Source organism: Streptomyces boninensis, from assembly GCF_048572725.1.
Lineage (GTDB): Bacteria > Actinomycetota > Actinomycetes > Streptomycetales > Streptomycetaceae > Streptomyces > Streptomyces boninensis.
In genome coordinates this window covers 1,860,486-1,886,630 of the sequence record NZ_CP183837.1, presented here as the reverse complement: position 1 = coordinate 1,886,630, position 26,145 = coordinate 1,860,486, and the positions used below count along the sequence as shown (strand labels likewise).

General features: G+C 73.4%; 26 protein-coding genes and 1 pseudogene. 7 read left to right on the top strand and 20 right to left on the bottom strand.

Annotated features, from left to right (window positions below; genetic code table 11):
- Positions 1-14: 14 nt before the first annotated feature.
- Genes ACNNMR_RS08440 through ACNNMR_RS08430 form a run of 3 tightly spaced genes read left to right on the top strand, consistent with a single transcriptional unit; the run spans position 15 to position 3,642 of the window.
- Complete coding sequence (locus ACNNMR_RS08440; protein WP_419993907.1) at positions 15-497, top strand: (2Fe-2S)-binding protein; 483 nt, start codon at positions 15-17, stop codon at positions 495-497.
- Positions 494-1,504 carry an FAD binding domain-containing protein gene (locus ACNNMR_RS08435; RefSeq protein ID WP_419993906.1) on the top strand — a complete coding sequence of 337 codons (1,011 nt, stop codon included), beginning with the start codon at positions 494-496 and terminating at the stop codon, positions 1,502-1,504. The genes ACNNMR_RS08440 and ACNNMR_RS08435 overlap by 4 nt, the downstream gene beginning before the upstream one ends.
- Entirely contained in the window at positions 1,501-3,642 is a 2,142-nt protein-coding gene (locus ACNNMR_RS08430) for a xanthine dehydrogenase family protein molybdopterin-binding subunit (RefSeq protein WP_419993905.1), read from the top strand. The genes ACNNMR_RS08435 and ACNNMR_RS08430 overlap by 4 nt, the downstream gene beginning before the upstream one ends.
- Here ACNNMR_RS08430 and ACNNMR_RS08425 read toward each other — a convergent pair.
- The 4 genes from ACNNMR_RS08425 to ACNNMR_RS08410 form a co-directional block, all read right to left on the bottom strand.
- Positions 3,639-3,980: a DUF6191 domain-containing protein gene (locus ACNNMR_RS08425; RefSeq protein WP_419993904.1), complete on the bottom strand. Its 342-nt coding sequence runs from the start codon at positions 3,978-3,980 to the stop codon at positions 3,639-3,641. The two genes, ACNNMR_RS08430 and ACNNMR_RS08425, sit on opposite strands and share 4 nt — an antisense overlap.
- A 4-nt stretch (positions 3,981-3,984) precedes the next feature.
- Positions 3,985-4,635, bottom strand: coding sequence for a response regulator transcription factor (locus ACNNMR_RS08420; RefSeq protein ID WP_420000295.1), 651 nt, complete (start codon positions 4,633-4,635; stop codon positions 3,985-3,987).
- 113 nt (positions 4,636-4,748) lie between these two features.
- Entirely contained in the window at positions 4,749-6,182 is a 1,434-nt protein-coding gene (locus tag ACNNMR_RS08415) for a histidine kinase (RefSeq protein ID WP_420000294.1), read from the bottom strand.
- A gap of 12 nt (positions 6,183-6,194) precedes the next feature.
- The gene (locus ACNNMR_RS08410) at positions 6,195-7,199 is read right to left on the bottom strand and encodes a hypothetical protein (RefSeq protein WP_419993903.1); all 1,005 of its coding nucleotides are present in this window, start codon (positions 7,197-7,199) and stop codon (positions 6,195-6,197) included.
- Positions 7,200-7,335: 136 nt separating this feature from the next.
- Here ACNNMR_RS08410 and ACNNMR_RS08405 point away from each other — a divergent pair, with 136 nt between their 5' ends.
- The gene (locus tag ACNNMR_RS08405; RefSeq protein WP_419993902.1) at positions 7,336-8,496 is read left to right on the top strand and encodes a serine hydrolase domain-containing protein; all 1,161 of its coding nucleotides are present in this window, start codon (positions 7,336-7,338) and stop codon (positions 8,494-8,496) included.
- Positions 8,497-8,514: 18 nt separating this feature from the next.
- Here ACNNMR_RS08405 and ACNNMR_RS08400 read toward each other — a convergent pair whose 3' ends face one another.
- On the bottom strand, positions 8,515-9,288 hold the full coding sequence (locus tag ACNNMR_RS08400) for an IclR family transcriptional regulator (protein WP_419993901.1): 774 nt from the start codon (positions 9,286-9,288) through the stop codon (positions 8,515-8,517).
- A gap of 117 nt (positions 9,289-9,405) precedes the next feature.
- Between ACNNMR_RS08400 and ACNNMR_RS08395 the strand changes: the two genes are divergently transcribed.
- Together ACNNMR_RS08395 and ACNNMR_RS08390 are read left to right on the top strand one after the other, a co-directional pair.
- The gene (locus ACNNMR_RS08395; RefSeq protein ID WP_419993900.1) at positions 9,406-10,926 is read left to right on the top strand and encodes an aldehyde dehydrogenase (NADP(+)); all 1,521 of its coding nucleotides are present in this window, start codon (positions 9,406-9,408) and stop codon (positions 10,924-10,926) included.
- Positions 10,927-10,933: 7 nt separating this feature from the next.
- Positions 10,934-11,530 (top strand): DUF1349 domain-containing protein, encoded by a 597-nt coding sequence (locus ACNNMR_RS08390; protein ID WP_419993899.1) that lies wholly within the window; start codon positions 10,934-10,936, stop codon positions 11,528-11,530.
- A gap of 7 nt (positions 11,531-11,537) precedes the next feature.
- Here the strand turns inward: ACNNMR_RS08390 and ACNNMR_RS08385 are convergent, their stop codons facing one another.
- From ACNNMR_RS08385 to ACNNMR_RS08350, 8 genes are all read right to left on the bottom strand, one after another.
- Positions 11,538-12,266, bottom strand: coding sequence for an N-acetylmannosamine-6-phosphate 2-epimerase (locus ACNNMR_RS08385; protein ID WP_419993898.1), 729 nt, complete (start codon positions 12,264-12,266; stop codon positions 11,538-11,540).
- On the bottom strand, positions 12,263-13,261 hold the full coding sequence (locus ACNNMR_RS08380; RefSeq protein ID WP_419993897.1) for an ROK family protein: 999 nt from the start codon (positions 13,259-13,261) through the stop codon (positions 12,263-12,265). Before ACNNMR_RS08380 ends, ACNNMR_RS08385 begins: the two co-directional genes overlap by 4 nt.
- 14 nt (positions 13,262-13,275) lie before the next feature.
- Positions 13,276-14,733, bottom strand: coding sequence for an exo-alpha-sialidase (locus ACNNMR_RS08375; RefSeq protein ID WP_419993896.1), 1,458 nt, complete (start codon positions 14,731-14,733; stop codon positions 13,276-13,278).
- Positions 14,734-14,851: 118 nt separating this feature from the next.
- Positions 14,852-15,541 carry a FadR/GntR family transcriptional regulator gene (locus tag ACNNMR_RS08370; RefSeq protein WP_420000293.1) on the bottom strand — a complete coding sequence of 230 codons (690 nt, stop codon included), beginning with the start codon at positions 15,539-15,541 and terminating at the stop codon, positions 14,852-14,854.
- A gap of 77 nt (positions 15,542-15,618) precedes the next feature.
- On the bottom strand, positions 15,619-16,701 hold the full coding sequence (locus ACNNMR_RS08365; protein ID WP_419993895.1) for a hypothetical protein: 1,083 nt from the start codon (positions 16,699-16,701) through the stop codon (positions 15,619-15,621).
- Between the two features lie 26 nt (positions 16,702-16,727).
- A complete protein-coding gene (locus ACNNMR_RS08360; protein ID WP_419993894.1) occupies positions 16,728-17,903 on the bottom strand; it encodes a serine hydrolase domain-containing protein in 1,176 nt (391 codons plus the stop codon).
- 88 nt (positions 17,904-17,991) lie between these two features.
- Positions 17,992-18,384: a fic family toxin-antitoxin system, toxin component gene (locus ACNNMR_RS08355; protein ID WP_419993893.1), complete on the bottom strand. Its 393-nt coding sequence runs from the start codon at positions 18,382-18,384 to the stop codon at positions 17,992-17,994.
- A complete protein-coding gene (locus ACNNMR_RS08350; protein WP_419993892.1) occupies positions 18,381-18,656 on the bottom strand; it encodes a hypothetical protein in 276 nt (91 codons plus the stop codon). Before ACNNMR_RS08350 ends, ACNNMR_RS08355 begins: the two co-directional genes overlap by 4 nt.
- Before the next feature lie 82 nt (positions 18,657-18,738).
- On the opposite strand from ACNNMR_RS08350, the pseudogene ACNNMR_RS08345 reads away from it, so the two are divergent.
- Positions 18,739-19,028: pseudogene (locus ACNNMR_RS08345) on the top strand (aminoglycoside phosphotransferase family protein); the annotation flags it as partial.
- On the opposite strand, the gene cobC reads toward ACNNMR_RS08345, so the two are convergent.
- Genes cobC through ACNNMR_RS08310 form a run of 7 tightly spaced genes read right to left on the bottom strand, consistent with a single transcriptional unit; the run spans position 19,006 to position 26,141 of the window.
- Positions 19,006-20,094, bottom strand: a complete 1,089-nt coding sequence (cobC, locus tag ACNNMR_RS08340) for an Rv2231c family pyridoxal phosphate-dependent protein CobC (RefSeq protein WP_419993891.1) — start codon at positions 20,092-20,094, stop codon at positions 19,006-19,008. The pseudogene ACNNMR_RS08345 and the gene cobC sit on opposite strands and share 23 nt — an antisense overlap.
- A complete protein-coding gene (locus ACNNMR_RS08335; protein ID WP_419993890.1) occupies positions 20,081-21,022 on the bottom strand; it encodes a sirohydrochlorin chelatase in 942 nt (313 codons plus the stop codon). The genes cobC and ACNNMR_RS08335 overlap by 14 nt, the downstream gene beginning before the upstream one ends.
- Positions 21,019-21,684 (bottom strand): precorrin-8X methylmutase, encoded by a 666-nt coding sequence (locus tag ACNNMR_RS08330; RefSeq protein WP_419993889.1) that lies wholly within the window; start codon positions 21,682-21,684, stop codon positions 21,019-21,021. Before ACNNMR_RS08330 ends, ACNNMR_RS08335 begins: the two co-directional genes overlap by 4 nt.
- Positions 21,681-21,884 (bottom strand): indolepyruvate ferredoxin oxidoreductase subunit alpha, encoded by a 204-nt coding sequence (locus ACNNMR_RS08325; RefSeq protein ID WP_419993888.1) that lies wholly within the window; start codon positions 21,882-21,884, stop codon positions 21,681-21,683. Before ACNNMR_RS08325 ends, ACNNMR_RS08330 begins: the two co-directional genes overlap by 4 nt.
- A complete protein-coding gene (gene cobJ, locus ACNNMR_RS08320) occupies positions 21,872-23,626 on the bottom strand; it encodes a precorrin-3B C(17)-methyltransferase (protein ID WP_419993887.1) in 1,755 nt (584 codons plus the stop codon). The genes ACNNMR_RS08325 and cobJ overlap by 13 nt, the downstream gene beginning before the upstream one ends.
- Positions 23,623-24,993 carry a precorrin-6y C5,15-methyltransferase (decarboxylating) subunit CbiE gene (cbiE, locus tag ACNNMR_RS08315; RefSeq protein ID WP_419993886.1) on the bottom strand — a complete coding sequence of 457 codons (1,371 nt, stop codon included), beginning with the start codon at positions 24,991-24,993 and terminating at the stop codon, positions 23,623-23,625. Before cbiE ends, cobJ begins: the two co-directional genes overlap by 4 nt.
- Positions 24,990-26,141 (bottom strand): cobalt-precorrin-5B (C(1))-methyltransferase, encoded by a 1,152-nt coding sequence (locus tag ACNNMR_RS08310; protein ID WP_419993885.1) that lies wholly within the window; start codon positions 26,139-26,141, stop codon positions 24,990-24,992. The genes cbiE and ACNNMR_RS08310 overlap by 4 nt, the downstream gene beginning before the upstream one ends.
- Between the last annotated feature and the right edge of the window lie 4 nt (positions 26,142-26,145).

Below are 26,145 nucleotides of genomic sequence, written 5' to 3'. Positions count from 1 at the left end.
CTTACCGTCGCCGCGTGACTTCCGACGCAGAGCTCAGCCACGATCTCGTACTGACCGTGAACGGCGAGAAACACGCCATAGGCGCCGACATCAGAGCCACCCTGCTCGATGTCCTCAGAGATCGCCTCCGCCTCACCGGCACCAAGAAGGGCTGCGACCGCGGCGAGTGCGGCGCCTGTACGGTGCTGATCGACGGCCGCCGCACCCTCTCCTGCCTGACCCTCGCCGCCGCCGCGGACGGCAACGAGGTCAGCACCGTCGAAGGCCTCGCCGCCGCCGACGGCGAACTCCACCCCGTGCAGCGCGCCTTCCACGACAACGACGCCTTCCAGTGCGGCTTCTGCACCCCGGGCCAGCTGATGTCCGCCGTCGCCTGCATCAAAGAGGGGCATACGGACACCGACGACGAGATCCGCGAGTGGATGAGCGGCAACCTCTGCCGCTGCGCCGCGTATCCGCAGATCGTCGCCGCCGTCCGAGAGGCGGCCGGCCGATGAAGACCTTCGCGTACGAGCGCGCCACCGACGCCGCGGCCGCCCGCGCCGCCCTCGCCGAGCCCGGCACCCAGCTGCTCGCCGGCGGTACCGAGCTGCTCAACTGGATGAAGGAGGGCATCGCCGCCCCCGACAGGGTCGTCGACATCAACGCCCTCCCGTACGACCGCATCGAGGCCACGGAGCAGGGCCTGCACCTCGGCGCCCTCGCCCGGATGAGCGACGTCGCCGCGCACCCGGACGTCGCCCGCGACTATCCCGTCCTCGCCGAGGCTTTGCTGCGCTCCGCGTCCCCGCAGCTGCGCAACATGGCGTCCATCGGCGGCAATCTGATGCAGCGCACCCGCTGCCCGTACTTCCGCGCCGACACCCCGCTGCCCTGCAACCAGCGCGAGCCGGGCTCCGGCTGCGTGGCGCTGCACGGCGGCAGCACCGAGGCGCACGCGATCTTCGGCGGGCGCACGGATGGCGGCCCGGGCGAGCAGTGCGTGGCCACGCACCCGTCCGACATGGCGGTCGCGCTGGCGGCGCTGGACGCGGAGGTGATCGTGCTGGGCGCGGGCGGGGAGCGGCGGCTGCCGATAGCCGAGTTCTACGTGCCCGAGCCCGCCCGCCGCACCGCGCTGGAGCCCGGCGAGCTGATCACCGGCGTCACCGTCCCGGCAGCAGCGCACACCTCGGCCTCGCACTACCTGAAGGTGCGGGAGCGGGTCAGCTACGAGTTCGCGGTCGTCTCGGCCGCCGCGGCGGTGACCCTCGACGGCACCGCCATCGCTTCGGTCCGCCTCGCCCTCGGCGCCGTCGCGCACCGCCCCTGGCGGCTGCCCGCGGCCGAGGAGGCGCTGCGCGGCGTCGACGCCGGCGACCGGGCCGGGGTCGAGGCCGCCGTCGCCGCGGGCTTCGCGGACGCGACGCCGCTGCCGGACAACGCGTTCAAGGTGACCCTCGCCCGCCGCGCTGCCGTGCGCGCGCTGCGCGAGGCCGTACGAACTGGAGGCGAGCGCGCATGACGATCATCGAAACCCCAGGTCTGCGCCGCCCCGACGGCCCACTGAAGCTGACCGGCAGCGCCGGCTACGCCGCCGACACCACCCCGGCAGGCACCGCCCACGCCGCCTTCGTCGGCGCCACCGTCCCGCACGGCCGGGTCGCCGCGATCGACGCGGACGCCGCCCGCCGCGCTCCCGGCGTCGCCGCCGTCCTCACCCACGGCGACCTGCCGGACCTGAGCGGCGCGCAGCTGGCCCAGTCCTGGGTGCCGCTGACCGACGACCGGGTCCGGCACGAAGGCCAGCCGCTCGCGATCGTGCTGGCCGAGACGCTCGAACAGGCCCGGCACGCCGCCACACTGGTGCACGTCGAGTACGCCGGGATCCGCCCCGCGGCCGCCTTCGCCGACGCCGAGGACGCGGTCGAGGCGACGCCCTTCCTGTCCCCGACCGACGAGTCGACGGGCGACGTCGACGCGGCGCTCGCGGCCGCCGACACGGTGCTCACCCGCACGTACACGACGGCCGACCGCCACCACAACCCCATCGAGCCGTCCTCGACGCTCGCGGCCTGGGAGTCCGCCGACCGCCTCACGGTCCACGACTCCTCCCAGGGCATCTCCTCCACCCAGGCGATGCTCGCCACCGCCTTCGGCCTGCCCACCGAGAACGTCCGCGTCATCTGCCCGTACATCGGCGGCGGTTTCGGCTGCAAGGGCTACCCGTGGCCGCATCAGGTGCTCATCGCCGCCGCCGCGAAGGTCGCGGGCCGGCCGGTGAAGCTGTCGCTGACCCGGGCCGAGATGTTCACCTCATGCGGCCACCAGCCGACCACGCTGCAGACGATCACCCTCGCGGCGGCCGCCGACGGCCGCCTCGGCGCGCTGCGCCACCACAGCGCCAACGCCAGCTCCCGCGACGACGACTACCCGGAGCTCGTCACCGAGGCCAGCGGCCACCTCTACGCCGCCGACGCCATCGAGCTCCGCCGCCGCGTCCGGCACCTCGACCGGCCGCAGCCGACGCCGATGCGGGCGCCGGGGGCGGGGATGGGGATGTTCGCGCTGGAGTCGGCGATGGACGAGCTGGCGGGCGAGCTCGGGATCGATCCCGTAGAGCTGCGGCTGCGCAATGAGCCCGAGCGGGACCCGCTCAACGGGCGCCCGTTCTCCTCGCGGAAGCTGCGGGAGTGCCTGGTCGAGGGCGCGCGGCGGTTCGGCTGGGCCGAGGCGCGGCAGGCGGAACCCCGGGCTCGGAAGGCCGGGGATGCGCTGGTCGGGCACGGGATGGCGGTGTCGTTCATGCCGACCTTCCGCTTTCCGTCCAGTGCTCGGGTACGTATCGGCGCCGACGGCACGGTGACGGTGGCGTCGGGGACGCAGGAGATGGGCACGGGGCTGCCCGGCGTGATGACCGCGATCGCGGCCGAGGCGCTCGGCGTCGACCCGGGCGTCATCGAGGTCAGCCTCGGCGATACGGAGCTGCCGCCCGCGGGGATGACGGCGGGGTCGTCGTCGACGATGGGCGTCGGGTCCGCGGTGCACCTGGCGGCGACCGAGCTGCGGAAGAAGCTGGAGGCGCTGGAGGCCCGCAGCGGCCCGGCGGCCGGTGGCCCGGCGGGGCTGCTGCGGTCTGCCGGGGCCGACTCGCTGGAGGCGGAGGCGACTTGGGCCCCTGAGGAGGACGCGGGTCCGGGCGGGAGCCCGGCCGGATACTCGACGGGCGTCCACGGCGCGGTGTTCGCCGAGGTGCGGGTGGACGAGGACCTCGGCCTGGTGCGGCTGGAGCGGGCGCTGGCGGTGTACGCGGCGGGGCGGATCATCAACCCCCTCGCGGCCCGTAGCCAGATGACCGGCGGCATCGTCTGGGGTCTGGGACAGGCGCTGCTGGAGCACTCGGACTTTGATCCGGGCCTGGGCCGCTTCCGCTCGAAGAACCTGGCGGGCTATGTGATCCCGGGCAATGCGGATGTACCCGCGATCGACGTCCACTTCCTCGATGACCACGATGAGCATGCGAGCCCGCTGGGTGCGAAGGGCATCGGCGAGATGGGGCCGGTGGGGGTTTCGGCGGCGATCGCGAACGCGGTGTTCAACGCGACGGGGGTGCGGGTGCGGGACCTGCCGATCGGGATCGCGGATGTGCTGCGGGGGGACTAGGGCCTAGTCCCGCCTTGCTCGCCTCTCGCGTCGGGGAGGACGATGTGGGCGGTGCCCTTCGCGAGGTCGATACGCGTCCGCGGCGGGGCACCGTCGCCCTCCTCGTCGCGGCGCAGCTCCTCCTGCTGCTGTTGCTTGATCTCGACCAGCTTGTTGCCGTTGAAGATGAGGGTGAACTCGTCGAACGCGGCGCCAGTCACCGGCCGCCGTGCGACGCCGCGCCGGAAGAGGACGGTGCGGCCCTTGAAGAAGCGCCGCAGCACCAACTCCGTTCCGCAGCAGATGAACAGCAGCAGCGCCAGCCCGGGTATGACGGCCTCGCTCCACATCCCCGCCATCGGGCTAGCCCCCCGCCCCGGGGTTCACGAACCCCGTCTCGTACGCGACGATCACCGCCTGCGTGCGGTCGCGGGCGCCGAGCTTGGCCAGGAGGGCGGCGACGTGGGTCTTCACCGTGGCCTGGCCGACGCCGAGGCGGGTGGCGATCTCGGCGTTGGTCAGGCCGGCGGCCATGTGGCGCAGGACCTCGGCCTCGCGGTCGGTGAGTTTCGCCCGTAGGCCGTCCGCGCGGCGTTCGCGCGCGTGCTGGTCGGCGAGGGCGCGGATGGCGGCGGGGAACAGCAGCGCGTCGGCGCGGGCGACCAGCCGGACGGCGTCGACGAGGTCGTCCGCGCCGGACCGCTTGAGCAGGAAGCCGGAGGCGCCGGCGCGCAGCGCGTCGTAGACGTAGGAGTCGTTCTCGAAGGTCGTGACGACGACGATGCGCGGCGGCTGCGCCATGCGGGCGAGGATCTGCTCGGTGGCGCGGATGCCGTCCACGTCGGGCATGCGGACGTCCATGAGGACGATGTCGGGGGTCAGTTCGCGGGTGACGGACACGGCTTCCGCGCCGGTTGCGGCCTCGCCGACGACCACCATGTCGGGCTCGGCGCCGAGGATCGCGCGGAGCGCGGTGCGCACCATCTGCTCGTCGTCTGCGAGCACGATGCGCAGGGGCTGCGCGGGGGTGCCGGGCGGATGGGTCGCGTTGTGGGCAGCCGCGCTGCCGGGGGCGGACCGCCCGCCCGCGTCTGAGGGGCCGTGCGTCGGCCTGCCCGCGGCCGCGCTCACAGCGGCAGCCTTGCGGTGAGGCGCCAGCCGCCGTCGTACGGGCCCGCCTCGACGTCGCCGCCGAGGAGCGCGGCGCGCTCGCGGATCCCGATGAGGCCGCGGCCGCCGCGGGGGGCTCGGGGGCCGGGTTCCCCTGCGGGGGTCCGCTCCTGAGCGGGGTCGGCTTCCGCCGCCGGGTCTCGCTCCGCGGCCGGGTTCCGCTCCGCCGCCGGGTCCCGTTCCGCGGCCAGGTTCCGTTCCGCGGCCAGGTTCCGTTCCGCGGCCAGGTTCCGTTCCGCCGCCGGGCTCCGCTCCGCCCTTGCGCCCCCGCTGCTCCGCTCCGCCCTGACCGGCCGTCCGTTCTCGATCGTCACCCTCAACTCCGTCCTCTCCACCTCCATGTCGAGCACCGCCCGCACTGCCCCCGCGTGTCGCAGCACATTCCCCAGCCCTTCCTGGACGATCCGATACGCCTCCCGCGAGACCTGCGGCGGCAGCATCGCCAGGTCGCCCTCGACCCGCACCGCCACCTCCGCGCCCGCCGCCCGCGTCCGCTCCAGCAGCCCATCCAAGTCGCGCGCCAGCTCCGGCGCCGGAGCCGTGCGCGAGTCCCGGCCCGGGGCCGTATCCGTACCCGACCCCGCATCCCCCTCCCGCAGCACCCCCAGCACCCCGTCCAACTCCGCCACCGCATCCCGAGTCGCCGACTCGATCGCCCCCAGGGCCTCCCGTACGAACTCCGGGTCCCGGTCAAAGACCTTCCGCGCCGCACTGGCCTGCAGCGTCACCGCGCTCAGCGCATGCCCCACCGAATCGTGCAGCTCTCGCGCCAGCGCATTCCGCCGCGCCAGGTCCGCCGACCGGGCCTCCGCCGCCGCCAGCTGATCGGCCGGGGTCGGGCCGAGCAGCGGCGACGCGCACCGGGCGAGTGCCCAACCCGCGCCCGCGACCAGCGCGGTGAGCGCCGCCAGCATCGCCGCCCCGAGCAGCGGCGCCGACCACAGCGGTACGTCCAGCAGGTCGTAGTCCCGCCCCTCCGCATCCCGCAGCGACGGCGCGAACGGCAGCGCCATCAGCACCGCCCCCATCGGCGGCACCGCCAGCGTCGCCCCGCTGAGCAGCCCGCCGACGCCCACGTGCAGCGTGAACCACCCCGCCGTCCGCCGCCGCGCCGCCCACGACCGGTCCGCGCCCGACGCCTCAAGTTCCGGCGTACACAGCGCCCGTGCGGCCGACGTCTCCAGCGTCCGTACGAGCGGGAAGGCGAGCCCGGTGGCCGCGACCGCCGGCAGGCTCATTCCGTACGCCGCGAACTGCCAGCCCAGCGACCGCTCGGGATCGGACATCGGCCAGAACAGGCCCACGACCACCGACATCAGCAGAAAGTACGGCATTAGCAGCGCGCCGCCCAGCAGCAGATGGACCCAGCGCAGCTGGATCATGCGCAGCATCGCAGGCACGGCTCAGCCCTCCCGCAGCTCCGCGAGCAGCTGCGCGCCCAGCAGCAGCGTCAGCGTGCCGGTGATCATCTCGCCAGCGTAGACGAGGTTCATGGCCTGGGAGGGCTGGTTGCCGCCGCCCGGCAGCGCATCGCCGCCGAGCGACACGGCCAGCAGCCAGCCCGCCCACGCCGCCAGCGCCGCCCCGCCGGTCCAGCCGAGGGCCACGACGGTACGCATCCGCACCCGGGGCCGCAGGCCGGGGAAGGCGGCGAGCAGCACGCCGGCCGTGGCCGCCAGGGCGAAGGCGGCGGCCGTGGCGTGGATGAGGCGCTGACCCCCGGTCTGCTCCGCCAGTACCCGCGCGGACAGGCCCGCGTCGCCGCCCGCGGCCCACAGCCCGTTCGCCCCGGCCACCGCGACCGCGAGCACCGCCGTGACCACGGCGAACGTGCGCCGCACCGCGGCCGTCGCCCCGGCGCTCCGCAGCCCGCCCACCCGCCCCCGCAGCACCGCACCCCAGCGCTCCCGCCCGTAACGCACGAAAAGCCACCCCAGCGCCAGCGCCTGTACCCCGAAGCCGGTGTACACGACGCCGAACACCCACTCCGCGAGGAAGGGTTCGTCGTCCGCCGGGTCCGCCGCCCCGGACCCGACCCCGAGCAGCCCCGCCACCAGCTGCAGCGGGAACCCGACCACGACCGGCGCCAGCAGCCCCGTCGCCACCCACAGCGGAAGCAGCAGCAGCCACCCCGGCAGCCGCCGCCCCCACGCCCGCGTGAGCGCGAAGGCGAGCACGATCACGGCCGCGTCCATCGCGACCGTGGCGGCGTTGGCGGCGAACAGCACGCCCTCATTGCGGCGCAGTTCGCTGCCCGCCGGGATGCCGATGTGGCTGCCGGAGAGCCACGCGAGCTTGAGCGTCAGATACGGCACGCAGGCTGCGATCGCGACCACCCGCAGCGCGGCGGGCAGCCGGTCGGTCCTGCCAGTGGTGGGCGCCTCCTGAAGGCGCAGCGCGGTATCCATGCCTTCACGCTCCCGCCGCACCGCCCCCCGCGCGTCCGCCGCCGCGACGATCCGCCTCCGCCGCGCGGCGGAGGAATACCCGGTGTGGAGGTGAGGTTGGCTGATCCAAAAGCACCGATCCCGAGGGGGGACGATCATGTCCAGTGCCGTTCAAGGAACCGTGGCCGAGGGCTTCGAAGGCGTACGGGACGAGTTTGCCGCCGCCCTCGCCGAGGAGCGCGCGGCCAACGGCGCCGACAACGCCGCACAGCTCGTGGTGCACACCGGCGGCGAGCGCGTCGTCGACCTGTGGACCGGCCCCGGGCTCGACGCCGACTCGCTCACGCCCGTCTACTCCATAACGAAGGCCGCCACCTACCTGACCGTCGCCCTGCTGGTCCAGGACGGCACCCTGGACCTGGACCAGCGGGTGGCGCACTACTGGCCGGAGTTCACCGGTGAAGGCAAGGAGCGGCTCACCCTGCGCGAGCTGCTGACCCACCGCGCCGGGCTGATCGGCGTCGATGGCGGCTTCACCCCCGACGAGCTCGCCGACGACCGCAAGGTCGCGGAGCGCCTCGCCGGGCAGCGCCCGTTCTGGCGCCCGGGCGCCGCCTTCGGCTACCACGCGGTGGTCATCGGCGCGCTCGCCGGCGAGGTGGTGCGGCGGGCGACCGGAAAGTCCGTCCAGGAGATCTACGAGGAGCGGATTCGCGCCCCGTACGGCCTCGACCTCTACCTCGGCCTGCCGGCGGAGTTGGAGCCCCGGGTGGTCAGCGCCCAGCAGATGGTGCCCACCGCCGAGCAGAAGGCAGGTCTCACCGCCGCCGCGCCCAGCCCGCACAGCCTCCTGGGCATCTCCTTCGCGGCGAACAACCCCGCGACGGCCGACATGACCTCGCTCGCCAACACCCGCCAGGTGCATGCCCTCGGCCCTGCGTCCTGGGGCGGCCTCGGCAGCGCCCGCGGCATCGCGAAGCTCTTCGCCGCGGCGGTCGCCGAGGTGGACGGCCGCCCGCCGCTGCTGAAGCCGGACACGGCGGCGGAGTTCGCGCAGATCCACGCCACCGGGCACGACGTCGTGGTGCGCCAGCACGTCTCGTGGGGCATCGGCTTCAAGGCGATCGGCGACTTCCACCCGGGCGTCGGCGCGCTGTCCTTCGGCCACGAGGGCGCGGGCGGCCAGCTCGGCTTCGCGGACCCCCAGTCCGGCTTCGCTTACGGCTACAACCGCCGCCGCTTCGCCTTCCCGGGCGGTGAGGCGCCGGAGAACGCTCGCCTGATCAAGGCGGTGGTCAAGGCCGTACGGAACGCCTAGGTCTCGAAGAGCCGGCCCTCACAGATGCCGCGTCGCCAGCGTCAGCCGGTCCCTGGCGTCCTGCAGGGCGTCCTTGATCATCTGCTCGTGTCCCGGGGTCAGCCGCGCCACCGGCACCGAGCAGCTGATCGCGTCCCGCGCCGGGGTCCGGTACGGGATGGCGACGCCGAAGCAGCGCAGGCCGAGGGTGTTCTCCTCGCGGTCCACCGCGTACCCCTGCTCGCGGATCGCGTGCAGGTCCTCGATGAGCTCGTCGATGTCCGTGATGGTGTGCTCGGTCAGCGGGCGCAGCGTCTCCGGCAGCAGCTTGCGGACCTGCTCGTCGGTGTGGGTGGCGAGTATGGCCTTGCCGAGGGACGTGGAGTGGGCGGGCAGCCGGCGCCCGACCCGCGTGAAGGGGCGCAGGTAGTGCTGCGACTGGCGGGTGGCCAGGTAGACGACGTTCGGGCCGTCGAGGCGGGCGAGGTGGATGGTCTCCGTCGTGTCGTCGGAGAGCCGGTCCAGGGTCGTACGGGCCGCGGAGACGACCTCGTCGCCGTCGATGTACGAGGTGCCGACCAGCAGCGCGCGGACGCCGATGCCGTACCGCGTGCCGGTGGCGTCCGTCTCCACCCAGCCGAGGTCGGTCAGGGTGCGCAGGAGCATGTACAGACTGGATTTGGGGTAGCCGACCGCCTGCTGTACGTCCGCAAGGGTGTGCATCCCGGGGCGGCCCGCGAAATACTCGAGCAGCTCTACGGTGCGGACCGCGGACTTGACCTGGCCGCCCTGGGCTGTCTCGTCAGCCGACATGCGCGCTTGACCCTTCGCTCGTCCAAAGGATATGACCGTATTCATACATGGAGACGGCGTTCAGTATATCGAACGGCGTCCCGCGTGGCACAGCTATCACGTGGAAAGGACACCGCGGTGACCGCACCAGTCTGGAGCGTCGACCCCCGTAACGGAAAGCAGCGGGAGGAGGTCGCCGCCGAGGCGAGCCCCGAGGAGGTCGATGCCGCGGTCCGCGCGGCCCACGCGACCCTCGGCTCCCTCGCCGACCGCAGCATACGCGCGGCGCTGCTGCGCGCCGCGGCCGACCAGTTCGACGCGCACGTCGAGCAGGTCGTCGAGTGCGCCGACGCCGAGACCGCCCTCGGCCCGGGCCGGCTCACCGGTGAGCTCGGCCGGACCGCGTACCAGCTGCGCGCCTTCGCCGACGTGGTCGAGGACGGCGGCTTCCTCGACGTCATCATCGACCACGCCAATGCGTCGCTCGCCCCGCCCCGCCCCGACCTGCGCCGCTGGAAGGTGCCGGTCGGCGTCGTCGCCGTCTACGCGGCCAGCAACTTCCCGCTCGCCTTCTCCGTCCCCGGCGGCGACACCGCCTCCGCGCTGGCGGCCGGCTGCCCCGTCGTGATCAAGGCACACCCGGACCACCCGGCGACCTCCGAACTGTCAGCGGCGCTGCTGCGCCGGGCGGCGGTCGAGGTGGGCCTCGACGAGGGCGTCATCGGCCTCGTACACGGCTTCGACGCGGGCGTGCAGCTGGTGAAGCACCCGCTGGTGTCCGCGGCCGGCTTCACCGGTTCCGTACGCGGCGGGCGGGCGCTCTTCGACGCGGCGGCGGCGCGGCCGAAGCCGATCCCCTTCCACGGCGAGCTCGGGTCGCTGAACCCGGTCGTCGTCACCGAGGAGGCGGCGCAGGAGCGCGGCGAGCAGATCGGCGCGGGCCTGGCCGGGTCGATGACGATGGGCGTCGGCCAGTTCTGCACCAAGCCCGGCTTCGTGCTGGCGCCCGCGGGCCCGGCCGGCGACCGGATGCTCAAGTCGCTCACGGAGGCGGTGAGCGACTCCGAGTCCGGCGTGATGCTCGACGGGCGGATGCGCGAGGCCTTCCTGGCCGGGGTGCAGGAGCGGGCGGCGCTCGACAGCGTCGAGACGCCGGTGACGCCGGGCGCGGGCGGCGAGTACACGGTGAGCGCGGGTTTCCTCACGGTGGATGCGGCGTGGCTGACCACGGGCGAGGCGCACGACCTGCTGCTGGAGGAGTGCTTCGGCCCGGTGACGGTCGTCGTGCGGTATTCGTCGCGGGACGAGCTGACCGACGTACTGGCAAAGCTCCCCGGCAACCTGACCGCCACCGCCCACATCGGCGAGGCCGAGGCGGCGGGCGAGGGCGCGTCCCTGCTGGCCGACCTCACGCCGCTCGCGGGCCGGGTGCTCGTGAACGGCTGGCCGACGGGTGTCGCGGTCGCTCCGGCCCAGCACCACGGCGGCCCGTACCCGGCGACGACATCGGGGTCGACCTCGGTCGGCGGCACGGCCATCGAGCGCTGGCTGCGCCCGGTCGCGTACCAGGACGCCCCGGCGGCGCTGCTCCCGCCGGAGCTGCGGGACGGCGACGGCGCGGGCGTGCCGCGCCTGGTCGACGGCGTACGGGAAGGCTGAGCGGACGATGAACATCCCCGAGCTCCCCTTCCCGCTGACGGCCTCCGGCCCGGCCGCGGAGTGGTCGTACGAGGACGGGGCGCTCGGCGCCACCGCGGGCCCGCGGCAGGACCGTTTCGTCCCGCCGACGGGCCCGCCCGGCGCGCTCACCTCCGACGCCCCCCGCCTGACCGGCCCGGTGGCGGGCGACTTCCAGCTGCTGGCACGGGTGCGCGTCGACTTCCGCGCGGCCTTCGACGCGGGCGTGCTCTACCTGCACACCCCGGCCGGCGAGTGGGCGAAGATCTGCCTTGAGCTGTCCCCCGAGCTGCCGTACGTCTGCACGGTCGTCACCCGCGAACACTCCGACGACGCCAACGCCTTCGTGGTCGACGGCGACACGTACTGGCTGCGACTGAGCCGCGCCGGGCGGGCGTTCGCGTATCACGCGTCGGCGGACGGGGAGACGTGGACCTTCGTCCGGACCTTCACGCTGGGGGTGGGGGACGGTCCGGTGGAGGCCGGTTTCCTGGCGCAGTCCCCGGTGGGGGAGGGGTGTCGGGTGGTCTTTGACCGGATCGGTTTCCGGGGCTACGGGGTCAAGGAGCTGCGGGACGGGAGCTGACGTCCGGTCAGCTGTCGAGACCGCCGACGAACAGGCGGGTCAGGGCCGTTGGCGCGGTGATGGCGGTGCCTACGACGACGCTGTGGGCGCCCGCGGCCAGGGCCTGTGCGGCCTGGGCCGGGGTGGCGATGCGCCCTTCGGCCACGACCGGGGTGCGGATGGTGGCGGCCAGGTCGGCTACGAGGCGTAGGTCGGGTTCGGGCGACTGCGGCGACCCCGGTACGTACCCGGAGAGGGTGGTGGAGACGAAGTCGACCGCGAGGGCAGCGGCTTCGCGGCCTTCGGTGAGGTTCGATACGTCGGCCATGACCTGGGCGCCCGCGGCGTGGACGGCGGTGACCAGGTCGGCGAAGGTGCTGCCGTCGGGGCGGGGGCGGGTGGTCGCGTCGGCGGCTATGACGGTGGCGCCGGCGTCGACCAGGGCGAGGGCGTGGCGGACGGTCGGGGTGATGCGGACGGCGGTTTCCGGGCCGTCCTTCCACAGGGCGATCACCGGGATGTCGATGGCTTTGACGGTGGCCGCCACGACTTCGGGGCTGTTGACGCGTACGGCTGCCGCGCCGCCGGCCTGGGCGGCCTGGGTCATGCGGACGAGGGTGTCGGGGTGGCACATGGGGTCGCCGTCCGGGGCCTGGCAGGAGACGATCAGCTTTCCGGCGAGGGTGGCGGCGAGGTCGGCTGGGGTGGCGGTGGCTTCGGGGCTGGGCAGGGGGTCGGGCGGGGGCGGGGCGGTCATCGGGGGGCTCCGGTGGCGTGCGGATGGTGCAGGGGGTGGGTGCGAGTGAGGGTGGCGGCGCCGAGGACGGCGGCGTCGTGGCCGACGCGGGGTGGTTGCGGGGTCAAGCCCTTGAGGGGCGGGATCAGTTCGGCTTGGAAGGCCTCGCGGAGCGGGGTCCAGTAGGCGGCGCCGATGCGGGTGACGCCGCCGGCGATGACGACGCGGTGCGGGCCGAGGGCGTTGGCGAGCCCGCCGAGGACGCGGCCGGTGGCGCGGGCGCCGAGGGTGATGGCTGCGGTGGCGTGCGGATCGCCGTGGGCGGCGCGGGCGGCGATGGTCTGGAGCCGGTCGGCTGGGGTGGGGGTCGAGCGCGCCGGGTCGGTCGAGCGGGCCGAGTCGGTCGAGCGCGCGTACCGGGCGGTGATGGCAGGCCCCGAGGCGATCGCCTCGAGGTGGCCCGTACCGCCGCAGGTGCACGGGAGCCCGTCCGCCTCGGGGCTGGGGAGGTGCCCGAGGTGGCCGGCGACGCCCGCGGCGCCGACGAGCATCCGCCCGCCGACGGCCACGGCGCCGCCGATCCCGGTGCCGATGGCGGCGTAGATCAACGGGGCGTCGGTGACGCGCGGTCCGCCTCCGCCCTCGGCTTCGCCGAGCTCCGTTGCCGCCGCCGCCCGCACGTCGTTGTCGCATGCCACCGCGAGCCCGGTGCGACTCGCGAGGCCCGCGGCCAGCGCCGTGCCGGCCCAGGCGCGGATCGCGTCCGTGGAGCTGACGACCGTGCCGCTGCCCGGGTCGATCACGCCGGCCGCGGCGAGGCCGATGGCGGCCGTGTCCGGTGCCCGTACGGCCGCGGCGGCCTCGGCCAGCGCGTCGAGCACGGCCTCCGGGCCCGCGGTGGCCGGGGTGGGGAGGGTGTGGCGGGCGCGTATCGCTCCGTCGTCCCCGACCAGGGCGGCGTCGATCTTGGTGCCGCCGAGGTCGAGGCCGACGACGAGCGGGGATGGTGCGGGCATGCGGACTCCGTCGATCACTGCGTGATGGTGAACGTGCTGTCACCGTAAGCGTGCTGGCTGCCGCGGACCTGATAGTCCGCCGTCGCCCGTACGGACCCGGCGCCCGCGCCCGCGGGGACCGTCACCGGCACCTTCACCGTCGCGCCCTGTCCCGGCGCGAGCGCGGGGACCTTCACGGCAGGTGCGCCGTACCCCTGCGGCAGCTTGAGCGAGACCGAACCCGCGGGCAGGGATACGTCGTTCTGGCTGACCACCCGCACCGACACCGCCGTCGTGGCGCCCGCCGGAAGGCCGGCCGGCGGGGTGACCGTGACCGGGGCGCAGACGCCCGCCAGCCACCGCAGGTCGAAGGACGAGTACGTGATGTGGCGGTAGTTGTCGCGCTCCCAGAGCAGGCCCATGCGCGGGTTCGCGCCGGTGCCGTCGGAGAGTGGGGTGAGGGTGGAGTAGCCCGCGGAGCCCGCTTCCACCGTCCTGCGGATCGGCCAGTTCTCGCCGTTGTCGCAGGAGAGGCGGACGGTGAGGTTGCTGCGGGCGCCGGAGTTGGCGGTGTTGCTGAAGAGCAGCCAGGACGCGCGGGGGTGCGAGGCGGCGACGTCCGGGGCGAAGCGGGTGATCGAGCCGTTGTTGGCGGGGTCGGGGAGCTCGGTGTCCGGCTTCAGGGGTGAGTACGTGGCGCCGCCGTCGCGGGAGTAGGCGACCGTGCGGTACGGCGCGGCGCGGTTGTTGAGCATGATGCGGCCGTCGGAGAGTTCGACGGTCTTGTTCTCGTCGCCGGGGCCGACCGGGGTGCCCGTCCGCCAGCTGTCGCCATGGTCGTCGCTGTAGGCGCTGACCGCGTAGTTGGTGCCGTTGTGGCGGATTGCGTACTGCTGGATGAGCCGCCCCTTGTACGTGCCGTGCCGGACCTGGATGCCCTCACCCGACGCCGCGAACGTGCCGCCCCAGGCCGGGTTCTTGATGTCCGCCGTGATCCGCTCGTGCTTCCAGGTCAGGCCGTCGTCGTCCGAGTAGCTGTAGTCGGCCTGCAGGACGTCGGGGTCGCTCTCGTCGTTGCCGGTGGCCGAGCCGGCGAAGCCCTGGTTCACGGAGGCGGCGTAGAAGAGGAAGATCCGGCCGGTCTCGCGGTCGACGAGGACGCTGGGGTCGCCGTAGCCCTTGGGGGCGGCCTCCTTGCGGACGACCTGCTGCGCCTTCCAGGTGGCGCCGCCGTCGGTGCTGCGGCGGATGACGACGCCTATGTTGCTGGGCAGGTCGGCGAGGGTGGGGCGGGCGTCGTACGCGGCGAGGAGGGTGCCCTTGGTGGTCTTGGTGAGGGCCGGGATCCGGTAGTTCGGGGAGCCGGTGCCGGCCGTCGCGAGGTCCTGGGAGGTGAGCTCGCGGGGTGCGGTGGCGCCGTGGGCGCTCGTCGTGAGGGTGGCGGTGACGGCGAGCGCGGCGGTGAAGGCGGCGAGGGAGAGTCTCCGGGGCATGGGAAGGGCCTCTCTCTGGTGTGGTCTGACGTAGGACGTCTGATGTCTGCTGCTCTGGGACCTTAGAGACCGGCCGTGAAGCGCGTCAAGTGGGGTGCGGGAAGGTGTCGGCGCCGCCTCAGCGGCGGGCCCGGGCCTCCGCGATGCGGCGGCGCAGCGGCGCGTAATGCTCGCTCAGCGCCGCCGTGAACTCCGCCGCGTCGCGAGCGCGCACGGCGTCCACGATGCGCTGGTGATGGGCGATGGTGGCCGCCTCATCCTCGGGCGTGAACATGTCGAGATGCGGCGCCACGATGACGTACACATCCCAGAACGCCGCCGACAGCTGCCCGATCAGGTCATTCCCGAGCGGCGTCACGAGCAGCGTGTGAAAGGACCGGTCGGCATCGACAAACCCGTGCCCCGCCCCCGCCTCAGCCGCGCGCATCGTATCGACCAGCCCTTGCAGCCGCTCGATCTGCGCCTCCTCGAGCCCGCTGACCAGCCGCTCGGCCATCCCCCGTTCGAACAGTTCGCGCACCTCGATCAGATCCGCCAGCACCTGGAAGTCATCGTCCGGGCTCAGCAGCCCGCGAAAGGTGAGGCTCTCGATGAGCGCCGACAGGCTCAGCCGCCCGACATACGTGCCGTGCCCGTGCCGCACCTCGACGATGTCGAGCGCGGTCAGGATCCGGATCGCCTCGCGCACGCTGGAACGGCTGGCGCCGAGCGCCTCGCAGAGCGCGGGCTCGGTGGGGAGCGGGTCGCCGGGGCGGAGCTGATTCTGCAGGATGTACGCCTTGATCCCGTCGACGACTTCCTGCCGCATCGGCTGCCGCACCGCCACCCGGGGCTCCTTCCGTAGGCTCGTCACGCTATCAAGGCATCGGACATCAGATGTCCCGGTCAGCGGAGCAGTCGCACGCCCGTGCAGCCGTGCCGCTTCGCGGACGCCTCGGCGAAGGCGGTGAGGGCCTTGTCCGTGTACGGGCGGTCCAGCTTCGGGCCGATGTCGAGGAGACGGGAGAGCGTGTAGACGGCCTTGTCGTCCTCCGGTCCGCCGCCGGGGCAGGTGGCCTCGGCCCGTACGACGAAGGAGGTCAGCAGCGGGTCGCCGCCGCGGAGATTCCGGGCCCAGGAGGTGAGCATGCGCTGGTCGTCGGCGAAGGTGCCGTAGAAGGCGGAGAGCCGGTAGCCGCGGTCGACGCGCTTGTCGAAGAGGAAGCAGTCCTCGATGGGCGCCTTGCCGACCGGCGTCTCGAGCGCGCGGGGGTACGGGGCCGAGCCGGGCACGCCGCGGCAGGAGCCGGTGGCCTCGGCGAAGGGGGTGGTGTCCTTCGCTTTGACGTCCTGCCAGTCGAGGAGTGCGGGCACGGTACGTACGGTCCGGCCAGGCTCGGCATCGCAGCCCCATTTCTCCGCGGCGCGGGTGGCCGTGCCGGTGGCGAGGCGGGCGAGGTTGGCGCGGTGGGTCGGCTCGCGGTAGGAGCGGTCGGTCCAGTTGGTGGCGTAGAGGGTGAGGCTGTCGCGCGTATTGCGGCAGTCGAGGGTGACGACGGCGTGGCCCTCGTCGCGGTCGCCGTCGAGGTGGTGATTGAGCATCCCGGACCAGCCGCTGCCGATGGGGGTCGAGGCCACGGCCTGGTAGTTGCTGGAGTCGCGGTCCGATTCGCTGTGCGGGGCGCGGGCGTTGGAACGCCACTCCAGCCGGATCACGGTGCGCCGGTCGTACCCGTCGTCCACGTCGACCCAGCAGATCCACCGGCGCTTGCGCGGGTCGGCGGCGTCGTTGTGCTCGGTGCTGGCCTTGAGCTCCTCGGCCCCGAGCAGCGCCCGCGCCTCACCCGGATCCACGGCGCCGTCGCACGCCGCTTCCACGTCCCGCGAGTCCTGCCACCGCCCGTACGACCCGCCGGCGAAGAACCAGCCGGCGGCGATCGCGAGCACGGCCACGAGGCCGCCGGCTGTCTTGATCAGTCTGCTGCGCACCGCGGCAGACTAGCGGGCGCGTTGGGTCAGTCCTGCGGGCGGGTGAGCAGGTCGGCGACGCGGGCGACCATTTGGCTTTCGTCGCCGTTGCGGGCGGTCGTCGGGTGGTAGGTGAGGATGAAGCGGCGGCGTCGGTCGCGGGTGGAGAAGGCGGCGTTCTTGTAGCCGTACGTCTCGCCGGTCTTGCCCCAGAGGGTGACGCCGTTGACGACGGCCTGCTGCAGGCCGGTGGTGTACCGGGCGGGGGAGCCGTCCAGCATGCGCACGTCGTCGGGCGGGAGGGTGAACATCAGCTGGAGCAGGTCGGGCGGGAGCAGCTCGCCGTCGAAGAGCGCGGCGAGGAGGCGGTCGAGGTCGCCGGTGGTCGAGATGATGTCGCCTTCGCCGCGGGCGGATGATTGGTCGTACGCGGTGATGTCCCGGAGGCTGCCGTCGGCCATGGCGAGGTAGCCGTGTACGTGGCGGCCGTGGATGCGCGGGTCGTCGCCGGGGATGACGGTGCCGGTGAGGCCGAGCGGGTGGAGGATGCGGGCGGCGACGGCGTTCCCGTACGGGCGGCCGGTGAGCCGGTCGATGATGAGGGCGGCGAGGACGTAGTTGATCCCGCGGTACTCCTGCCGGGAGCCCGGTTCGAACTTCAGCGGCCCATGCGTCGCCGTAGCCACCCACTCCTCCGGCGTCCAGTGATCGAAGCGATGCCGGAACACCTCCTCCGCGGTCTCGGGCTCGGGGATTCCGACGTGATCGGGGAGCCCGCTGGTGTGATTCAGCAGGTGGGCGAGGGTGATGGGCGCGAAGCGGGCGGGCAGGAGGCCGGGGAGCAACCGCCGCACGGGCGCGTCTAGGCGGACCCGCCCTTCAGCGACGAGCTGGAGCGTGACGGTGGCGACGAAGACCTTGGTGATGCTGCCGATACGGACCTTGTGCAGGGGGGTGGGGGGCCGCCGCGTCTTGATGTCGGCGACGCCGGCGGTCCCGTACCAGCTGCCGGATGCGCCCCCGATCCGCAGCTGGGCGGCGGTGGAGGGCGGATGCTCGAGGTCGTCGATCGCCGCCTGAAGTGCGGCAGGATCCAGCGGCGGCAGCGACGCATCGGCGGCGACGGCGCGACGAGCGGGAAGCGCGACGGAGCCGGCAACGGCGGCCACCCCGGAAAGCGCGACGCCGGCGAAGCCCCTCCGTGACATACGAGTTGAGATCATGCCCAGCAAGCTGCCAGCACAGCCCGCCCCGAACATCGGGGCCCACCCCCCACGCGCCCCTGACCACACCCTGAGGCACGAGCGAGGGTCAGCTTTCGAGCGTCCAGGCTTTGAGCGTCCGGGCGACCTCTACGAGGGGGATGCCTGGGCCGATGACTCGCCGCATGAGGTCAGCGATATCTGAAGCCTTTACGTCGACGGAGAGCGTGAGCTCGTTTATGGATAGCACGGCCCGGGTTGCAGCCCACGCAGCATCGGCCTGTGAATGCTCCAGCCAGGGATGGCGCAACAGGGTGTCGAGGACGGCGGCGGCCTTGAGATGGGCGCCCCAGTAGACGTCCTGATTCAGCATATGGGCGGCATGGCGGTGGGCTGCCGCGTAGGGGACGCCGTAGTCCTCGATGGCTGGGGATCCGGGCACTTGGGCTGCAGCCTGTAGCAAGGATGGGAAGTCGATCGGGAACCCGGGCGTAGCGGTCAACTGGCGTCCTTGAGGGTCTGCTCGGGGTCGAAGCCCATCTCCTTGCTAGTGCTGCGCGGGCGGGCGGCGAGCTCGTCGTTGAGGTCGTCGAACTCGCCCTTCCAGCGCTGCAGCGAGTCACGGAAGGCAGCCAGGAATGCTTCCCGAGTCTCGTCCCGGTCGAGAGCCAGCTGGGAGCGTCCGTATGCCTGAAGCGTCATGCCTAGCGCGGCGGCGCGGCGGCGGATCTCGTTGTGCTCTTCTTCGGTGAGCCGCAGGATGAGGTTGGCCATGAAGCCAGCGAATCAGTCGATCAGTCTTGATTGCAACATCGCGGTCACACGTCACCCGAACGAGTTCTTTGGAACAAGGGTGCGCTGTTCGCGGGTCGATGACCTGATCGATTTTGATCTGGCGGCGCCTGGGCGAGCCGTATGGGATGTGGCCATGACCGCCCGTTACTGGGTTCCCATGCTCGATCCCACGTCCGCGGCAGCTTCGTATCCACCGCGGTCTGCCGGAGCTTCGTCGTCGGCCGAGTGGGCGATGGTGATCCCGTCTTTGTCCAAGCGCTGGCCGGGCAGGGTGGCTGGCGGCGTTGGGATCGTATTCAGGAGTGGCTGGTGGCCCAGCGCCCGGTCTTCACGGCTGCCTTGGTGGGGTGACAGCGAGGGCTTTGCGTAGTGCTACGGCCAGTTGGTCCGTCGTATGCGGGTCCCGTACTGCCAGTCGTAGCCAGTCCGGGCCCAGGCCCGGGAACGTATCGCCGCGGCGGAGGGCGAAGCCGAGGTCGCGGAGGTGGGTGCGGAGTTGGGTGGCGCCGGGGGTGTGGAGGAGGACGAAGGGGCCGTGGGCGGGGGTGGTGATGGTGAGTTCGGCCAGTTCCGACAGGCGGGACAGTAGGTGGGCGCGGTCCGTTGTGAGCTGCTGGGCCGCCACTGCTGCCTCCGTCAGGGCGTACGGGGAGGAGCATGCCTCTGCCGCGGCCAGTGCCGGGGTTGAGACCGGCCAGAGGGGCTGGGCCTGTTCCAGGGCTGCGATCAGGGGTGGTTGGGCCAGCGCGTAGCCGATGCGGAGGCCTGCCAGGCCCCAGGTCTTAGTGAGGCTGCGGAGGATGATCAGGCCGGGGGAGGGGGGTAGGGCCTCCGGTTCGCCTGGGATCGCGTCCATGAAGGCCTCGTCCACGACCAAGGTGCGGCCGGGGCGGGTCAGGGAACTGATGGTTGCTGCCGAGTGGAGGATCGACGTCGGGTTGGTCGGGTTGCCGATCACCACCAGGTCGGCGTCGGCCGGGATCAGGGACGGGTCCAGGCGGAAGCCGTCCTCGGGGGTGAGGAGGACGCGGTGGACCTCGTGGCCCGCGTCCCGCAGGGCCGCTTCCGGCTCGGTGAATTGGGGGTGGACGACCACCGCTTTGCGGGGGCGCAGTGCCCGGGCCAGCAGGACGAAGGCCTCCGCCGCGCCCGCTGTCAGGAGGACGTGGTCGGACGGCACGCCGTGGCGGGTCGCCACCGCCTCGCGGGCCCTGCGGCCGTCCGGGTAGGCGGCAAGGTCGTCGAGCGAGGCGGCTAGGCGGGACTTGAGCCAGGGTGGGGGTGTGTCGGCGCGGACGTTGACGGCCAGGTCGGTCAGGGCGAGCCCGGGTGCGTCCCGGACCTCCGCGTCGCCGTGGTGGCGGAGGTCCGGGGTGGTGGCGCCCGCAGTGGCCGGGGTCGGGTCAGTGGTGGGCATGGGCGTGGTGGTGACCGTGGCCGTGGCCATGTCCGTGGCCGTGGTGGTGGCCCCCGTCCCCGTCCTCGTCCGGGTGGTAGTGCGGCTGCTGCGGCAGGCCGACCTTGTCCTCGAAGCCGGGGAGGGCGATGCGGTAGACGCAGGAGTCGCAGTTCATGCGGATGTCGCCGGCCACCGCCTCGCGGTAGCGCTCCATGACCAGGTCGAGGAGCTCCGGCTCGGGGCCGATCACGTCCGCCGTACGGATGTCCAGGTCGGGGTTGGCCGTCGCCCAGTCCTGCGTCTGGTCGCGGACGCGGTCCGGGAGGATGCCCGTAAAGAGGAAGTACGGGAGGACGACGATGCGGCGGGCGCCCAGGCGGCGGCAGCGGTCCAGGCCCGACGGGACGTCCGGCGCGGCGAGCGAGACGAACGCCGTCTCCACGCCCGCATAGCCGCGGCCCTCCCAGAAGAGGCGGGCGGCCTTGTGGACTTCGGAGTTGGCGTCGGGGTCGGTGGAGCCGCGGCCGACCAGGAGGATCGTCGTTTCCTCGCGCGGGGCGCCTGCCAGGGCCTCGTCCACGCGGCGTTCCAGGACGGTGAGGAGCGACGGGTGCGGGCCGAGGGGGCGGCCGTACGTGTAGGTGAGGCCCGGGTGGCGGTCCTTCTCGCGGGCCAGTGCCGCCGGGATGTCGCCCTTCGCGTGGCCGGCGGAGACGAGCATCAGGGGGACGGCGGCGAAGTGCCGTACGCCCTGCTGCGTCAGCTCGGTGACGGCGTCGCCCAGCGGCGGCGGGGAGAGCTCGATGAAGCCGCCGGCGACGGGGAGTCCGGGGTTACGGGCGCCCAGCTCGCGTACGAATGCGCGGAACGCCTCCGCGCCGGCGTCGTCCCGGGTGCCGTGGCCGGCGATGAGGAGGGCGGGGGAGGCGGGGGTGGGCGCGGTCACTGGGACTCCTTGAGGGTGGTGGTGCTGGTTGGTGCGGGTGTTGTCGGTAGTGCGGGTGTTGTCGGTGGTGCGTAGAGGAGGGCGTTCACGGCGGCTGCCGCCACCGCTGAGCCGCCCTTCTCGGAGACATTGCTGACGGCGGGCAAGCCGCTGTCGCGGAGGGCCTGCTTGCTTTCGGCGGCGCCGACGAAGCCGACCGGGAGGCCGATCACGAGGGCGGGGGCCGTATCCAGGCGGATGAGCTCCTCCAGGGCCGTGGGGGCGCAGCCGATGACCCAGACGGCGCCGGGTCCCACCTCCTCGTACGCGAGGCGGACGGCATGCGCGGAACGGGTCAGGTCGGGCGCCGACTTGGCCTCCGCCAGGCGGCAGACCGTGGGGCGGGCGGTGATGCCCGCCGCGACCATCTCGACGTCGGTGACGATGGGCGCGCCCGCCGTGAGTGCCGTGTGGGCCCGCTGGAGGGCGGGCTCGTCGCAGACCAGGTCGTCGGCGTACGCAAGGTCGGCGCTGGCGTGGATGACGCGCTCGACGACGGCTCGGGTGAGCGGCGGGAAGTGCGAGGTGTCCAGGCGGGCGCGGAGGCGGCGGTAGGACTCGGCCTCGATGGGGTGGATGGTTCTGGGTGTTTTGGGCGGGTGGACGCTTCTGGGCGCGGTCATCGCTGCGCGGGCCTTTCCTCGATGGCGTCGGCTGGGCAGACCTCGATGCACTCGAGGCAGCCGGTGCAGAGGTCGGGGCGGATGCGGAGTTCGCCGCCGTGGGGGCGGATCGCGTGGGTGGGGCAGGTGAGGAGGCAGGCGCCACAGCCTTTGCAGTCGGTGGTGACCGTGACCGGGGCGGCGGGTATCAGACCTGCCATCGGTACCCCCGCGGGGTCACCATCCGGCCGCCCGCGATGCGGGTCGCGGAGTTGCCGACCACGACGACGGACATCATGTCCACGGTGTCCGGGTCGAGTTCGCCGAGCGTCGTGACGCGGTACGACTCGCCGGGGCGGGAGGCGTTGCGGACCACGCCGACCGGGGTGGCGGGGCCGCGTCGCTCGGCGAGGATGCCGAGGGCCTTCGGGAGCTGCCAGTCGCGGCCGCGGCTGCGCGGGTTGTAGAAGGTGACCACGAAGTCGCCGTCCGCTGCCGCCCGTACCCGCTGCTCGATGACCTCCCACGGGGTGTGCAGGTCGGAGAGGCTGATCGATGCGTGGTCGTGGCCGAGCGGGGCGCCGAGGAGGGCACCGGCGGCGAGTGCCGCCGTCACGCCGGGGACGCCCACGATGTCGAGGTCGTCGGCGCTGCCGGCCGCGACCAGGGCCGGGGAGGCCATGGCGTAGACGCCTGCGTCGCCGCTGCCGATCAGGGCGACCGCGTGGCCGGCGCGGGCTTCCGCGACGGCCGTACGGGCGCGCTCTTCCTCGGCGCCGAGGCCGGATTCGAGGATGCGGGTCCCGGGGCGGAGCAGGTCGCGGATCTGGTTCACGTACTGGTCGAGGCCGACGACCACCGAGGCGCGGCGGAGCTCGTCGCGGGCGCGCGGGGTGAGCAGGTCGCGGGCGCCGGGGCCGAGGCCGACGAGGGTGAGGCGGCCGCGGGGGCGGCGGCGGGCGATGGCGCAGGTGGCCATGGCGGGGCGGCCTTCGGCGGGGGCCGATTTGCGCTTCGGGAGTACGAGTTCGGCGCCGGGGCCCGCCGCTGCCAGCGCTGCCGCCTCCGCGACGCTGGGCGTGCCGACGGCGGCGAGGGGGGCGGCGGACGGGTTCGGTACGGCGACGGCGGCCAGCTCGTCGGCGGGGTGGGTGCGCAGAGGGACGCCGAGCTGCCGGGCGGCTGCCAGCAGGCCCGGCTCGTCCGCCTTCGCGTCGACGGTGGCGAGGGCGGCGATGGAGAGGGGGCTGAGGCGGGCTTCGAGGAGGGCGGCGGAGATGAGGGTGAGGATCTCGTCCGCGGGGGCGCCGCGGCTGGCGCCGATACCGAGGATGAGGGAGGGCGGGCGGAGGGTTGCCTGGGGAGTTGGGTGGGCTGCTGGCCTGTCCGGTATCTCCGGCGGCTCCGTGCGGTCGGTCACGTACAGGGTGGGGGAGGGGCGCTCGCCCTCGGCTCCTGCCGCGGGCACCACGTTCTCCGGCAGCGCCGGCAGCGGCCACACCGCGTCCGCGCGGAGGGCGACCCGCTCGCCGTCCAGGATCGCGCGACCCACGGCCGCGACGTCGCCCTCGACCGGCAACCCGAGTTGGTCCAGGCCCGAGACGTCCCTCGCATCGCTCGCCGTAGTGACGACCGGCGTGCAGCCCGGCAGCAGCTCCGCCACCTCGCGGGCGAGCGTATTCGCGCCGCCGCCATGGCCGCCGAGCAGCGCCACGGCGTGCCGTCCTGCCTCGTCCACGCAGATCACGCCCGGGTCGCTCGCCTTGTCTTCCAGGAGCGGGGCGAGGATCCGTACCGTCGCGCCCGTAGCGAGGAAGCACACCAGCTGATCGCACTCGGCGAAGGCGCGCCGCATCGCCTCGCGGACCGGGCCGTCGTAAACCCGGCAGCGGCCGGGCAGCGCGGCGGCGAGCCGGTCGCGGGCGGTCGCGCCTGCTCGGGTGGCTGAGATGAGGCCGATCACTTGGGTGCTCCTTGGAGGGTGTTGCTGTCGGGGCGCAGGCCCCAGAGGACGAAGACGGGGTTGGTGGCGGCGAGGCGGGTGACGTCGCCGGGGAGGGGGGCGAGGCGGGAGGACTGGAGGAGCAGGCCGTCGGTGGTGAGGCCTGCGGCGGTGAGTTCGGCGCGTACGGATGCGACGCGGTCGAGGGCGGCGAGGGTGACGACTACGGCGCGGGTTGCCCTGCGGGCGGCGGCCGCGACGATGGCCGGGAGGTCGGCGCCGCCGCCGCCGATGAAGACGGCGTCGGGGGTGGGGAGTTCGGCGAGGGCGTCGGGGGCCTCGCCGCGGACGGTCTGTACGGACACGCCGTGGGCGGCCGCGTTGGCCTGGATCTGCTCGGCGCCGTCGGCTGACTTCTCCACGGCGATGGCGGCGGCGCCGAGGCGGGCGCATTCGACGGCTACGGAGCCGGAGCCGGCGCCGACGTCCCAGATCAGATCGCCGGGGCGGGGTGCGAGGCGGGCGAGGGCGAGGGCGCGGACCTCGTACTTGGTGATCATGCTGTCGCGGTGCTCGAAGTCCGCTTCGGGGAGGGCCCATTGGGCGGGAAGCGGCGGCGGTCCCGCGATGGTACGGGGGGCTGGGGCCAAGGCCCGGGATTCGTCGAGTGAGATCACCACGCTGACCGCGTCCGGCCAGGCGCGGGTGGCGGCCTCGGCGGGGGAGAGGCGGACGATCTGCTCGTCGGGGGTGCCCAAGGCATGGGCGACCAGGAGGGTGCGGGGTGGGGCGGTGGCGAGGGCGGCGCCGATCTCGGCGGGGCCCGCGCCGGGGCCGGTGAGGACGGCGGTTTTGGGGTGGGCGCGGCAGACGTTGACGGCTGTACGGAGGGCACGTCCGTGGGCGCTGACGACGATGGCGTCATCCCAGGGGAGGCCGGCGCGGGCGAAGGCCTGGGCGATGGAGGGGGTCGCGGGGTGGATGTCGAGGGCGGCCGGGCCGAAGCGATCCGCGAGGACGCGGACGATGCCGAAGAAGCCGGGGTCGCCGGAGGCGAGGACGGCGATGGTGGGTGTCGGTGCCGGTGCCGGTGTCGGTGTCGGTGCCTGTGCCGGTGCCTGTGGATAACTCAAGGTGGGGGTGGGGGCGGACGATAGCCTGGAAGGGGCGTGGCCCCCGGGAGGGAGGGGACTGTCACTGGAGGCGTGCAGCACCTCCGCCATCCGCTCCACCGCCGGCTCCAGCCGCCCCAGCACCACCCGCTCCACCCCCTCCGGCAGCTCCGCCGCCTCCAGGTGGCGCCGCGCGCCCACCACCAGCGCCACCCCCGCCGGCACCCGCGCCGAAGGCGCGCCCGCGCCCGTACCCACACCTATGACCGTGATCAAGGCAGCAGCCCCCCACCCCAACTAGCCACCAACCGCTGCCCCGTGAAGTCCACCATCGCCGCCTCCGCCGCGACCCGCCGCTCCACAAAGCGCTCCATCACATCCGCCACCCGCCGGCACAGCTCCGTCCCCGCCGGCTCCAGCACCCCCGCCGCCTCCCACAGCTCGTACGCATGCCGCGCCGTATTAGCGCCCCCGACTTCCTCCGCCAACGACGCGTCCCCACCCACCGACCGCGTCACATCAGCCAGCACCCCCGGATCGACCTTCGACCGCGTGTAATGCGTCATCAGCACCCCGGCAGCCAGCTTCGTCAGCTTCCCCGCCATCCCCACGAAGACGACCCGCTCGACCCCGCCCTCCACCGCCCGCCGCAGCGCCGCCCCCGTAAAGTCCCCGACCTCCACGAAGCACACCTGCGACAACTCCGGCAGCAGCCCCATCGCCCCCCGCTCCGTACGCCCCCCGGTGCACAGCACCACCGCCCGCTCCCCCTGCGCCGCCGCCACCGACACCGCCTGCTCGACGCTCGCGCGCCACGAGGCCGTCGAGAACGGCCGCACAATCCCCGTGGTCCCGAGGATCGAAATCCCGCCCAGAATCCCCAGCCGCGCATTCGTCGTCTTACGCGCCCGCTGCTCCCCGTCCGGCACCGAGATCGTCACGTCCACACCCCGCGCCGACAGGTCGATCACCTCCGCCACCGCCTGCGTGATCATCTTCCGCGGTACGGGATTGATCGCCGGCCCGCCGACCTCCAGCCCCAGACCCGGCTTGGTCACCACCCCGACACCAACACCCCCATGCAGCTCGATACCCGGCTCGGCCCGCCAACTCGCCGTCGCCGTCAGCTCCGACCCGTGCGTGACATCCGGATCGTCACCCGCGTCCTTCACCACCACGGCCTCGGTACGCCCCGGCCGCAGCTCCGCCGACCGCTCCACCGCGAAGGTCACCCGCCGCTCCGACGGCAACGCCACCTCCACCCACTCCTGCGCCTCCCCGGTCACCAGGTGCAGCGCGGCCGCGCGCGCCGCAGCGGAGGCGCAGGTGCCGGTGGTCCAGCCGGTGCGCAGCGCTTCGGGCCGGACCTTGGCCGTACGGGGCAGGTCCGGCTCGCGGAGTTCGGGTTCGCGGGGATCGCTCATGTTG